This is a genomic window from Sporomusa sphaeroides DSM 2875 (genome assembly GCF_001941975.2).
Classification (GTDB): Bacteria; Bacillota; Negativicutes; order Sporomusales; family Sporomusaceae; genus Sporomusa; species Sporomusa sphaeroides.
On the sequence record NZ_CP146991.1, the window covers coordinates 57,363 to 69,691 of the forward strand.

At 49.0% G+C, this 12,329-nt stretch carries 10 protein-coding genes; 8 read left to right on the forward strand and 2 right to left on the reverse strand.

Features of this window, described 5'->3' with window-relative positions; genetic code table 11:
• The first annotated feature begins 6 nt into the window (after positions 1 to 6).
• Both SPSPH_RS00215 and SPSPH_RS00220 read left to right on the forward strand, forming a co-directional pair.
• Positions 7 to 1,278: an exo-beta-N-acetylmuramidase NamZ family protein gene (locus SPSPH_RS00215; RefSeq protein ID WP_233138615.1), complete on the forward strand. Its 1,272-nt coding sequence runs from the start codon at positions 7 to 9 to the stop codon at positions 1,276 to 1,278.
• A gap of 221 nt (positions 1,279 to 1,499) precedes the next feature.
• A complete protein-coding gene (locus SPSPH_RS00220; protein WP_075752096.1) occupies positions 1,500 to 2,162 on the forward strand; it encodes a DUF1638 domain-containing protein in 663 nt (220 codons plus the stop codon).
• A 160-nt stretch (positions 2,163 to 2,322) separates the two neighbouring features.
• On the opposite strand, the gene SPSPH_RS00225 is transcribed toward SPSPH_RS00220, so the two are convergent.
• Positions 2,323 to 3,678, reverse strand: a complete 1,356-nt coding sequence (locus SPSPH_RS00225) for an MFS transporter (RefSeq protein WP_075752098.1) — start codon at positions 3,676 to 3,678, stop codon at positions 2,323 to 2,325.
• Positions 3,679 to 3,854: 176 nt separating this feature from the next.
• Entirely contained in the window at positions 3,855 to 5,546 is a 1,692-nt protein-coding gene (locus tag SPSPH_RS00230; protein ID WP_075752100.1) for a sigma-54 interaction domain-containing protein, read from the reverse strand.
• Between the two features lie 677 nt (positions 5,547 to 6,223).
• Between SPSPH_RS00230 and SPSPH_RS00235 the strand changes: the two genes are divergently transcribed.
• From SPSPH_RS00235 to SPSPH_RS00260, 6 genes are all read left to right on the forward strand, one after another.
• A complete protein-coding gene (locus SPSPH_RS00235) occupies positions 6,224 to 7,027 on the forward strand; it encodes a methyltetrahydrofolate cobalamin methyltransferase (RefSeq protein WP_075752102.1) in 804 nt (267 codons plus the stop codon).
• Between the two features lie 34 nt (positions 7,028 to 7,061).
• Positions 7,062 to 7,697 (forward strand): corrinoid protein, encoded by a 636-nt coding sequence (locus SPSPH_RS00240; protein ID WP_075752104.1) that lies wholly within the window; start codon positions 7,062 to 7,064, stop codon positions 7,695 to 7,697.
• A gap of 46 nt (positions 7,698 to 7,743) precedes the next feature.
• Positions 7,744 to 8,898, forward strand: coding sequence for a uroporphyrinogen decarboxylase family protein (locus SPSPH_RS00245; protein ID WP_075752106.1), 1,155 nt, complete (start codon positions 7,744 to 7,746; stop codon positions 8,896 to 8,898).
• A gap of 151 nt (positions 8,899 to 9,049) precedes the next feature.
• On the forward strand, positions 9,050 to 10,411 hold the full coding sequence (locus SPSPH_RS00250; protein ID WP_075752108.1) for an MFS transporter: 1,362 nt from the start codon (positions 9,050 to 9,052) through the stop codon (positions 10,409 to 10,411).
• 260 nt (positions 10,412 to 10,671) lie between these two features.
• Positions 10,672 to 11,424, forward strand: coding sequence for an MBL fold metallo-hydrolase (locus tag SPSPH_RS00255; protein ID WP_075752112.1), 753 nt, complete (start codon positions 10,672 to 10,674; stop codon positions 11,422 to 11,424).
• A 19-nt stretch (positions 11,425 to 11,443) separates the two neighbouring features.
• Positions 11,444 to 12,325 carry a diacylglycerol/lipid kinase family protein gene (locus SPSPH_RS00260; protein WP_075752114.1) on the forward strand — a complete coding sequence of 294 codons (882 nt, stop codon included), beginning with the start codon at positions 11,444 to 11,446 and terminating at the stop codon, positions 12,323 to 12,325.
• Positions 12,326 to 12,329 lie beyond the last annotated feature (4 nt).

Sequence of the window (12,329 nt, forward strand, 5' to 3'; positions counted from 1 at the left end):
TTAGTTGTGCACAGTAAACGCTTACTTATGATGTTTTTTCTGGTGTATTTTCTGATAGCAGCAACAGGCTGCAGCGCCGCCCCGGATTTGTCCGGGCAGGCGGCAGAAAAGCCGGCCCCTGCTCCGGCCCTAGCTCCGGTGCGGCTGGGCATTGATAATATTGACAGACACCTCACTGTTTTTCAGGGAAAGCGGGTGGGGCTTATCACCAATCAGACAGGGATGACCAGCGATTTTCAGAGCAGTATTGATGTGCTTAAAGCCAAGACCAACCTTGTTGCCCTATTTTCACCTGAACATGGGATTCGAGGGGCTATACCTGCCGGGGCCGCTGTTGGCAGCTATCTGGATGAAGCTACCGGTGTGCCGGTCTACAGCCTGTATGGCCAAACCAAGAAACCAACCGCTGCCATGCTGGACAATATCGATGTCCTGGCCTTTGATATGCAGGATATTGGCGCCAGGTTCTACACCTATATGTTTACCATGGCCTATGCCATGCAAAGCGCCAAAGAACAGGGCAAGACCTTTGTTGTGTTTGACCGTCCTAATCCAACCGGCGGTGAAGCGGTGGAAGGCAATATTATTCAGCCGGGGTATGAATCCTTTATCGGCCTATATCCCATTCCGGCCCGCCATGGCCTGACAATCGGCGAAATGGCCCGCCTGATGAACAGTGAGTACAATATTCATTGCGATTTGGTGGTGATTCCGATGACAGGCTGGCAGCGCAGTATGCACTTTGACGATACCGGGCTGCCCTGGGTTATGACATCCCCCAATGTTCCGACACCGGATACTGCCCTGGTGTACAGCGGTACGGGAATTTTTGGCGGTACCAATATATCGGAAGGTATTGGCACTACCCGGCCCTTTGAGCTTGTCGGCGCACCCTGGCTTAATGCCGCCGCATTGGCGGAACGCATGAATGCCGCAGGTTTGCCGGGGGTAGCCTTCCGGCCGGTGTATTTTACACCAAGACAGGCCGAGGTCAAATACACTGGCAGACTGTGCGGCGGGGTGCAGCTGCATGTGACTGACAGGCAGGCCTTTCTCCCGGTGCGGACAGGTCTGACTCTGCTGTATGTAATCAAGGATATGAGCGGCGGCAAGTTTGCGTTTACTTTGCCGTCCACTGCCGCTACGGCGACCATCGACCTTTATACGGGTGACAGCCGTGTGCGGAACGAAGTGCCTGAGGCTGAAATATTACATGACTGGGATGAGGCTGCCGCGCGGTTTAAAGCACTGTCTAAACAATATTATCTTTATAATTAACCAATCCAGAAATTGGCTCCTGGCTGTACTGTTTAAGGTACGGCCAGGAGCCAGTTGTATTTATCGCACCTGTCGGACTTTGCTGTCGGTTTGGCGGTTGGCATATTTTTTGCAATATATTTTTCTATACACATTAGCTGAAGGATAGATTTACCATGACAATCATGGAAAAAATTGTACCGTTTACTAAGAAGAACGCACGTAAAGGAGAGAAGGTACTCATGAACAAGGTTCTATTAATTGGCTGTGAAGTTTTGAAAACGCAAATTGAAAGACAGGGAAAGATACCTGCCGATGCGGTTTATCTGGAACAGCTGCTCCACCGGACGCCGGATAAGCTGCGGCAGGAATTGCAGCAGCTGATTGACCGATCCGGACGATATCAGACCCTGCTGTTTGCATATGGGTTATGCAGCAACGCGATTATTGGCCTGCGGGGGGCTTCCGGCCAGCGCCTGATTATTCCCCGCTCGGATGATTGTATCGGTCTGGTGTTGGGCTCACGGCAAAGATATCTTGATGAATTCCGCAAGAACAGCGGCACCTATTATTTTACTGCCGGCTGGGTGGATGGCGCACCGGATCCGTTGAAGGAGTATTGGAAAAATATTGAGCAATATGGCGAAGAAGACTCTCGCTGGATTGCCGAGGAAACCCTAAAGCACTATACCCGGGCCTTGTTTATACAAACCGGTGACGACCGGGACCGGTTCGCGGCTGCTTATGTCCGGCAGTTTGCCGACTTTTTCCGGCTGCGGTATGAGGAAATTGCCGGGAGCGACACTTACCTGCGAAAACTGATCTACGGTCCCTGGGAGGATGACTTTGTTATTGTAGAAAATGGCGCTGTTATTACCAGCGAGCTGTTTGCTGATCCAGACTAACCCGGACGCAGCGTCTTATGAGCGGCGCGTGACGCAACTGGCTGTCGCTAAGGCGCGCCTGTTTACTTTACACTTGCAGGCCGGCCGAGGCTGGTTTGGAATTCCCGGTATCAAAGAGAGCCGTGTCGAAACTCGGATTCGGCACGGCTCTCAATACTTCTTACAGATTGCGGATTTCTTCCAGGCGTTTGCCTTTTGTCTCTACGCCGAAGATAAGCGTCACCGTGCCGCCGATTATAAAAATCGCCGCACCGAGATTAAACAAACCGCTGTTTCCTATGTACGGCAACAGCAGGCCGAAAAGTGTCGGTGCAATCAGCGAACCCATTCTGCCAGCCGAGGAAGTTGTACCGCAGCCGGTGGAACGGATTCTTGTCGGGAATACTTCTGAGGCATAGGTGTAAATGAGCGACCACATACCGAACATGAAGAACTGCATGCAGCAGCCGAAGACAAACAGCTCGGTAAGCGTTTGTGACTGTCCGTAAAAATAGCAAAATACCGCCGCGAGGATTAAATACGAAAAGATCATTTTTTTGCGGCCGAATATTTCCACGAAATAAGTCGCGCACAGGTAGCCTGGTATGGCGGGTAAATACATCAGCAGGACGAAACCACTGGATTTAACCACACTGAACCCGGCATTTACCAGCAGGGCCGAAATCCAGGTATTTAAACCGTAAAAGCCAAACAATACACAGAACCAGAGCGTCCAAAGGGTCAGTGTCTTCTTAATCTGGTCAGGCTCAAACAATTGGGCCAGTTTGGATTTACCGGAGTAATCCCTTTCGTCGACAATCGGTTCCGGGATGGCCGGCAAGGGTTTGCCGGTTACTTTAATGACCTGGGCTTCCATAGTTTCGACAATGGCCTTTGCCTTGTCCAACTGCCCTACCGATTCATGCCAGCGGGCTGATTCCGGAATCTTGTATATTACCATGAACACACAAAGTCCGCCCAGCGCTTGGATCAAGAAAACGTATCGCCAGTCGACATACATCAACGCTACCCAGGAAATGAGGCCGGCTAAGATACAGGCCAGCGGGAAGCCGCCCTCCATAAGACAGATGGCGCGTCCCCGGCTATTGGCGGGGAAAAGCTCCGACAGCATGGACTGTGTCATCGGGAACTGAGCGCCCATTCCCAGGCCCAGGAAAAACCGGAAAATCCAAAAGAAAGTGATGTTTGGGCTCCAGGCCAGTCCCAGACTGGCTAAGCTCCAAATAAAGATGGATATCACCAGCATTTTTTTGCGGCCGAATTTATCGCCCAGGTAGCCGGACAAACTGGCACCGAAGAACATGCCCAGGTAGGTGGATGAAGCGACAAGACCTTTGCTTGTAGATGTAAAGGTAAATTCATTTCCGATGGAAGCTAATACAAAAGTCGCCGTTCCCAATCCAACAGAACCTAATATCCAGCATATTTCATGCAGAAGCCACAGTTTCCACTGAACCGAACATAGCGGCAGTCTGTCTAGACGTCCGGCTATGTTGTTTTCGAACCGTTCCCCCATGGTTTACTCCTCCTCGCAGTATTCAAGTTGTTTCGAATCAGTTGGCTGTACCCAGTGCGTAACGGTGAAAGCAGTTTTGGTTCCAATCCAGACGACCACCATCCATTAAAATCCTACTTTTCACTAAAGCAATTTTCGTGCCAACACATTTGTTCTGTCGGTAAACAAAACGGGAATTACCGCAGGGAGATACCGTGCTTTTTTGCTTTTCGCATAAAGGCCGACTGACTTAGGCCCAGCAGAGAAGCGCTCTTTCGAGTGCTGTTGGTACTTTTGTAGGTTGCGAGAAGGAGTTCTTTTTCTTTTTGGTCTAAAATTTCCTGTAAGGGTATGGCAATAGTACCATCGTTATTGCCGGAATTTCCTTTGATTTCATAAAAGCTTGCCAACGGAATCTCAGAAGATGTGCTGGTAATGAGCAAGCGTTCCACGGTATTCTCCAGTTCCCGGATATTGCCGGGCCAGTGGTAGTCCAGAAAGGCGTTGAGTACCAGGGGCTGGAAGAATTTGTTCATGCTGTATTCCCTGTTGAGCTTTTTGATAAAATGCAGTGTCAGCGCCAAGATGTCTTCCGGCCTTTCACGCAAAGGCGGAATCAGGATAGGAATAACGTTCAGCCGGTAATAGAGGTCCTCCCGAAAGGTTTTTTTCTTTACCATGTCCTCTAAAATCCGGTTAGTGGCGGCAATAATGCGTACATCAACATGAATCGGTTTGTTGCCGCCGATACGCATGATTTTTTTATCCTGGATGGCTTTGAGAACCTTGACCTGCATATCGCCGGGCAAATCGCCGATTTCATCCAGGAATAAGGTGCTCTTGTCGGCAAGCTCAAATATTCCCGGCTTTCCCCCTTTGCTGGCGCCGGTAAATGCGCCGGCCTCATAGCCGAAAAGCTCCGATTCAAAGAGGTTGGGAGGAATGGAGCCGCAATTAATTTCCATCATAGGCTTGGCATTGCGTTTGCTTGACTGATGAATTAAATTGGCAAAGACACCTTTGCCTACACCGGATTCACCCAGCAGCAAAATGGTGGAATTGGACGGCGCCACCCGCATTGCCAGCTCGACAATATGCCGCATTTTGGCGTTTTCGGTGTGGAAATTCAATATGTTGGGGGACATAACTTCGTTGAGCTTTTTTAAATAATCCTGTTGCAGCCGTTTGCTTTCTGAAAGCTGCTCTTTCAAATTTCTCAGTTCGGTTACGTCGCGTACATTGCACAGAACGCAAATGACTTCTCCGGTGCGCCCAAACACTGGGGTTCCTGTGAGCAGCATATCTTTACCGTTCCGGAAGTCGACAATGGACATGGTTTCTTTCCTGTCAACAACCATAGGCGACAGGCCCTGGTGAATTAACCCGTTTTCCACCAGCGTGTCAATATGCACATTTATATAGTCCTGTTTGCGGATATTGGCCATTGCCTCATAGGATTTATTGGTCTGGCGGACAATACCCTTGGCGTCAACGATAATGATTCCATCGGCCACGGCGTCAATGATTTCCTGGGTCAGGGCGAAAATATTCTCGTCCCAGTTGGACCAACTCTCCCAGGCTTCGGACAAATGCCACAAAATAGTGATATTTACTTTGTTTTTCGCCGGACGGAACGGAAAAATGAACATTTCATAACAGTGGTTGTTGGGAAGGGTGCAGCGCAGGGACTGTTCCGTGCCGTCGGTTATAACGGTGTCAAAGATTTCTGAGATATGCAGGCTTTCTAAAAAAGCAATCATGCCAGCCGTATCCCCGAAAATCAATTCGGCTTTTTTATTCCAATAGAGAATTTGTTTTTCTTCAGAGATTGTCACAATGATAGTTTCTTTATTATCTGTAACACGTTTCACCTGATGTAATATCTCCACACAAGCCCCTCCATTTGGCAAAATTATTGAAATATTTAAACTTTGCGATTCGTTATCGACTCAATCGATAGTGCTTAATTCCTTTTAAAGTATACAGGTTTTTCAAGTCAGCGCCAATTGATATCACGGTAATGCGAATCGTAAATGACTCTATATTGTTTTCCGCTGCTTTAAAGTGTAGATAAAAGCATTTTGGTAGTACTAATACCGCGCGAACTGCCAGTATTTTCGGCTGACATTGATTCGAAAACAACTCATAATCGCCGTACTGTCGGGCAGAACAATGACAATATTGTTAAAAAATTTTGAATTTTAATATTTTTTAGGAATACGGGGAACGCAGTCAGGAGGATTTCCGGCTGCAGCTTCAAATTATGGCATGCTTGCCATCCGGCTAAGTGGTTTTCAGTATTTCCCAACTATATACATAAGCAACGACCATGCCATTCTATTCAAGTAGATAAACTATTATTTTTTGAAGATTGGCATAAATGTTGCATAGGCATAAACCGAATCCATCATCCAATCCAGAAAGCATTAAAATCCGGAATGAAGATCCACAAAACAGTAGTCTGGTGCCGGCTTGTCCCAGCGGGTGAAAGCAGCAAAAAAAAGGTATATTTTCTGCTGATGCACGAATGCTCCGTAACAACATTAGGAGGAGATGATAGTAAGCGATGATTATTATTGGTGAAAAAATAAATGGTTCTATTCCCGCCGTAGCCAAGGCCATCGAAGGGAAGGATGCGGATTTTATCCGGAACCTTGCAACAATACAGGCCAATGCCGGGGCCGCGTTTATCGACGTGTGCGCGTCGGTCGATAACCAGATCGAGCTTGAAACTATGCAATGGCTTATCGGGCTGGTGCAGGAAGTTACCGATACACCCATTGCCATTGACAGTCCTGATGTCCGTATTTGTGCCGCGGCGATGAAGTTCTGCAACAAGCCTGGCCTTATTAATTCGGTATCCATGGAAGGTGACAAGATTGAGGTCATCTTTCCGTTAATTGCCGATACAAAATGGGAATGTGCCGCACTCTTATGCGACGACACCGGGCTGCCCCAGAATGCGGAAAAGCGGCTGGCTGTATTTGCCGCCATCATGGAAAAAGCGCAAGCCTACCGTATTGCTCCAAACCGCCTGCATATTGATCCTCTGGTACAAATGCTCTGCACCTCGGAAGACGGGATCAACACCGTTACAGAAGTAATTAAAGCCATCAAAGCGCAATATCCGGATATTCATGTTACCGGTGGCGGCAGCAATATTTCCTTTAATCTGCCTGCCAGAAAACTGGTCAATCAGGCTTTTCTCGTCCTGGCAATGAACGCGGGCATGGACAGTGCGATCATTGATCCGCTGAATCGGGATCTGATGGGGATGATTTATGCTACCGAAGCACTGCTGGGCATGGATGAATACTGTATGGAATACATAGGAGCCTACCGGGAAAACAAATTCGGGCAGCAAAAATAACAAATAGATTTTATTAAACCAGGAGGAATGCAACATGTCAAAAATTCAGGAAATCGTAACCGCGGTTGCAAGCGGCAAAATGAAACTGGTTGGCGGCCTTGTCGAGGAAGCGTTGGCGGAAGGTATTGCCGCCACTGATATTTTGAACGACGGCCTGATTGCCGCGATGGGAATTGTAGGCGATCAGTTTAAGGCCGGAGACATCTATGTTCCGGAAATGCTGGTGGCTGCCAGAGCAATGAAAAAGGGTGTGGATACGCTCAAACCCCATCTTGCTGGCGGAGCTGCGGCTACTCTGGGGAAATTCATCATCGGTACGGTCGAAGGCGATTTGCATGATATCGGCAAAAATCTTGTGGGCATGATGCTGGAGGGTTCTGGCTTTGAAGTGATTGACTTAGGCGTTGATGTTCCGGCGGCAAAATTTGTTGATACCATAAAAGCGAACCCGGATTGCCGGATTGTCGGCCTGACCGCCCTGCTTACCACCACAATGCCGGCTCTGCAAGCCTCTGTCAGTGCTATTGCAGCAGCCGGACTTAAAAGCCAGGTTAAGATTATTATCGGCGGCGCGCCGATAACTCAGGCATTTGCCGATAAAATCGGTGCCGACGGTTATGCGGAAAATGCAGCTTCGGCCGCAAGCCTTTCCAAAGAGCTTATCGCGTAACCGGATAAAGCAGCACCAGCCAAATATATAAGGGAGGGGTTATAGTATGAATTCTCGTGAGAGACTGCAAATGGCTCTGAATCATCAGGAACCGGACCGTATACCACTCGATTTAGGCTCAGGCCATGCGTGTAAGTTTACAAAATATTTTTATAAGAAGCTGTTGGATTACTTTGGTCTGAAAGAAGACAATTTGGAAATTGCTCAAAAACCTTACCAACTGGTTTATGCGTCAGATAAGGTAATGGATTTGCTTGGCTGCGATGTCCGTAATGCCAGGGTAAAATATGTGAAAGAGCATGTAAGCCCGTATGTGCGGGAATGGGAAGATGAAAAGTACACGTATTTCACCAATGATTTTGGTACCACCTACCGTATGCCTCACAAGCAAAGCCTCTACTACGACCTGTACGACACTGCCCTGGGCAAAGCGGAAGATGAGGAAGACGACGCCAAGTATATCTGGCCTTGTCCCAACCGCCTGGTGCCTGGTACGAGAAAAGAGCTTGAGGATTACCGCACGGCGGGCTTTCTGACAACAACCTGCCAGGTGTTTGGCAATGGTTTTTTGCAAACCGGGCCGTTGGTCTACGGTTATGAAAATTGGCTTGCTATGCTGGTGGCCGAACCGGAGCGTTGCGAGGCCTTTATTGACAAGCTCTACCAAAAGAAAATCGAATGGTACGGTTATCTGTTTGACGAATATGACGGACTGCTTGACGTAACCGCGGAAGCCGACGACTTCGGCACCCAGCGCGGAACCTTCTGTTCACCGAAAGTACTGCGGGAACTGATTTTCCCCTATCACAAAAAGCTCAATGAATTTATAAAAAAATCACAGCCTGGTATTAAAACCACACTGCACACCTGCGGTTCGGTATATGAGGTAATCGGGGACATTATCGAAGCCGGCTATGATTGCCTGAACCCGGTGCAGATTGCCGCCACCAATATGGAGCCTGAGCGCCTGAAGAAAGAATTCGGGAAGGTAATTACCTTTTGGGGCGGTGGCATCAATACGCAGGCAACCCTGCCGAACGGAACCCCTGAACAAGTCCGGGAAGAGACCAAGCGGAATATCGACTTGTTCGCTCCAGGCGGCGGCTTTGTCTTCTCGCCGGTGCACAATATTCAGGACGATGTGCCTATTGAAAATTTCATTGCTATGTGGGAAACGTTCCAGGCCAATTGCAAATACTGATCATAGTAGGGGAAGCACTGCCGTTTGTGGCGGGAAGCCTGGGAGGCTTCCCTGCTCAAACGGCAATTTGAGAAAAGTAAATAAATACAATAACAATTGGCAGATCGCTTTGGTTGACACAGAAATACTACACTGAGGGGGTATTTCCGGTATGGATAACAATGTGATCCTGCGTGCAAGTGTACCTGACCGGCTTGAGCGGTTGCCGCTCACCGGCTATCAAAAACGGATTTTTGTGCTGATTGCCGCCGCCTGGCTGTTTGATTCCATGGATCTGGCCATGTTGACTTTTGTGTTAGGTTCGATCAAGACGGATTTTGGCCTTTCGCCGCAGCAGGCCGGATTGCTTGCTACAATGAGCTTTATCGGCATGGCTGTCGGCGCGTCGGCCTCCGGCATGTTAAGTGATAAGTTCGGGCGAAAGGTGATTTTGCAAAATAGCATTTTGGTGTATAGCGGCGCCAGTATTCTGTGCGCTTTGGCTCAAACGGCGGAGATGCTGGGTGTGTTCCGTCTTCTGCTGGGCTTTGGCTTAGGCACGGGTTTTCCGCCGGCCATGTCTCTGGTATCCGAATTTATTCCCAGCCAGAACCGGGGACGCTATATCGCTATACTGGAAGGCTTCTGGCCTATCGGTTTTATCTGTGCGGGCATTCTTGCCTACTTCCTGATTCCTATTGGCGGTTGGCGGTTGGTGTTTTTTGCGGAAGCCGTGCCGGTTTTATATTACTTTGTGGTTAAATATTATATCGCTGAATCGCCGCGCTGGCTGGAGGATAAAGGCCGCCTGGAGGAAGCCGACCAAGTGGTTGCCGAATTTGAGGAAGGAGTCAAAAAATCCTTGGGCGGTCAGGAATTGCCGGTTGTTGAGCCCAGGCCTTATGATCCGGCTAAACAGGCGGACAAGTCTTCCTTTGCGGATTTATGGGCGCCGGGTTATGCCAAACGAACGGTTATGATCTGGAGCTTATGGTTCTTTGCTCTGCTGGGTTATTATGGCTTAACCACCTGGCTTGGCACCTTGCTGCAGCAGAAGGGCTTTGAAGTAACAAAATCGGTTTTCTATACGGTAACTATTTCCCTTGGCGGTATTCCGGGCTTTCTGACTTCATCTTATCTGGTTGAGAGCCTCGGCCGTAAGCCGACCAATGTAATTTTTCTGCTGGGAGCAGCGGCAGGAGCCTATTTCTATGGTATGGCGACAACCATGAACAGCCTAATTATTTTTGGTTTAATTATGCAATTTTTCATGCTGGGTATGTGGTCCTGCATGTATGCTTATACGCCGGAGCTGTATCCTACCCGCGCCCGTGCTACCGGAGCTGGCTTTGCCTCGGCGGTGGGGCGGCTGGGGGCCATTGTGGGTTCTTATCTGGTAGGGGCCATTTTGCCGCATGCCGGGATTGAAGGGGTTTTCGCGCTGGGGGCCGTATGCTATGCTGTCGCGGCGGCGGCGGTAATTATCCTGGGTGAGGAAACCAAAGGAAAATCCTTAGAAAGTATATCCAGTTAAACGTATGTCCATAAACAGAACACTCACAGCCCGGCGTTTTGGCCGTAGGCGGGAGTGTTCCTCTTTTTGTGTCGCATAGACGAAATCGGGCAAGTAACGACGGCTTTTAATGGCATGACAAAAAATCTGGCCGATTTAGTCCGTTGCATTGCTATTTTTTTCTTTACTATGTTTGAGATATTCAGGGGCTGCAAGGATATAAAAAAGTGTGGTATAATCTGGATAGTAAATGCCAATCGTTTAACCAGAGGGGGATGGTAATGAAAATTAGGCACCTGAGGCATGCTACTTTTCACTTACATATCCAAGGTGTAACTTTGTTGGTCGACCCTGTGTTAAGTCCGGCAGCAGCAATGACACCTATTGATAACTCACCTAATCAACGGCGTAATCCGCTGGTGGAATTGCCTGTCAGCGTCGAAGAGGTCATGACGGCAGATGGCTGTTTGCTTACCCATACACACCGTGATCATTTTGATACGGCTGCCGGTGAACAATTGCCGAAGGCTTTGCCGGTGTTTTGCCAGCCCGAAGATCGGGATAAACTACATTTGCTGGGGTTTACCGCAGTACAGCCGGTAGATCCGGTTATAACCTGGAGAAATATAGAGTTGATACGAACCGGTGGTCAGCATGGCACCGGCGAAATTGGCCGTAAGATGGCGCCTGTGTCGGGCTATGTGCTTAAGGCGGCCACTGAACCAACACTCTATATTGCCGGTGATACTGTCTGGTGTCCGGAAGTGGCCGAGACGCTGTCAATCCATAAACCTGAAGTCATTGTCCTCTACGGTGGTGCAGCCAGGTTTAACCAGGGTGAGCCGATAACCATGGGGAAAGAGGATATATTCCGGGTTTGTCAGCACGCGCCGGCAGCCAAAGTGGTGGTATTGCACATGGAGGCAATTAACCATTGTCTCTTGACCCGGGCGGAACTGAATGAATTTATCCAACAGGAGCGTTTGGGCGGCAGGGTGCGAGTCCCGGCCGACGGTCAATGGCTGGATTTTTAGGCCGGCAGGAGAGGTAACAATGAAAAAGTATGCGTTGATTTATAATCCCGTGTCCGGGGATGCCAGATTTAAATCCAGGCTGGATGAGGTAGTCGAATATCTGCAGGCAGCAGGCAGTCTGGTATTGCCCTTTCGCACCAGATACAAAGGCGATATCCGGCCATTTATCAACGAGATCAAGGGGTTTGCCACCGACGGCTTTATTGTAGCCGGTGGCGATGGCACGATGCATGAAGTGATTAATGCAATGCTGGCCGAAGACATTGATGTGCCGCTTGGCATAATTCCCAGCGGGACTTGCAATGATTTTGCCACCCATCTGAATTTCGGCAAAGATTTGCCAGGATGCCTGCGCGCTGTTACCGGCGGTTTATGGCGTGCGGTGGATGTTGGCAGCGTCAATGGGGAATACTTTCTGAATGTGGCCAGTGCCGGGCTGTTGACTTCGGTTGCCCATAGTGTCGATGCTTCTCTTAAAAACACGCTTGGCCGGATGGCATACTACTTTAAAGGTCTGGGGGAGTTGCCCAGTTTTCGTTCGCTTCATGTCAGGATAACGGCTGACGGTCAGGTATTTGAGGACGATATTTTGTTGTTTCTGATTATGAATAGCGGCATGGTGGGAAGCTTTCCCACGCTGGCACCGGCAGCAAAAGTCGATGATGGCAAGCTGGATTTGTTGATTGTTAATAAATGCAGTATTCCGGACCTGATGGGCCTGTTTATCAGTATTTTTTCCGGCAGGCATACCTCCAGCAGCCATATCCGGTATGTACAGGCGACAGACATTGTCATTGAATGTGATGAACCGGTAGAAAGCGACCTGGATGGCGAGCGGGGACCGCTATTGCCGCTGGCTATATCAACAGTTACCAATAAGTTAAAAGTTTTTCGGTTTTAAAAGG

What these genes read in the sequence shown, in the direction of transcription:
- SPSPH_RS00250 (WP_075752108.1), top strand. Translation starts at nt 9,050, where the DNA reads ATGGATAACAATGTGATCCTGCGTGCAAGTGTACCTGACCGGCTTGAG.
- SPSPH_RS00225 (WP_075752098.1), bottom strand. Translation starts at nt 3,678, where the DNA reads ATGGGGGAACGGTTCGAAAACAACATAGCCGGACGTCTAGACAGACTG.
- SPSPH_RS00255 (WP_075752112.1), top strand. Translation starts at nt 10,672, where the DNA reads ATGAAAATTAGGCACCTGAGGCATGCTACTTTTCACTTACATATCCAA.
- SPSPH_RS00235 (WP_075752102.1), top strand. Translation starts at nt 6,224, where the DNA reads ATGATTATTATTGGTGAAAAAATAAATGGTTCTATTCCCGCCGTAGCC.
- SPSPH_RS00220 (WP_075752096.1), top strand. Translation starts at nt 1,500, where the DNA reads ATGAACAAGGTTCTATTAATTGGCTGTGAAGTTTTGAAAACGCAAATT.
- SPSPH_RS00260 (WP_075752114.1), top strand. Translation starts at nt 11,444, where the DNA reads ATGAAAAAGTATGCGTTGATTTATAATCCCGTGTCCGGGGATGCCAGA.
- SPSPH_RS00240 (WP_075752104.1), top strand. Translation starts at nt 7,062, where the DNA reads ATGTCAAAAATTCAGGAAATCGTAACCGCGGTTGCAAGCGGCAAAATG.
- SPSPH_RS00245 (WP_075752106.1), top strand. Translation starts at nt 7,744, where the DNA reads ATGAATTCTCGTGAGAGACTGCAAATGGCTCTGAATCATCAGGAACCG.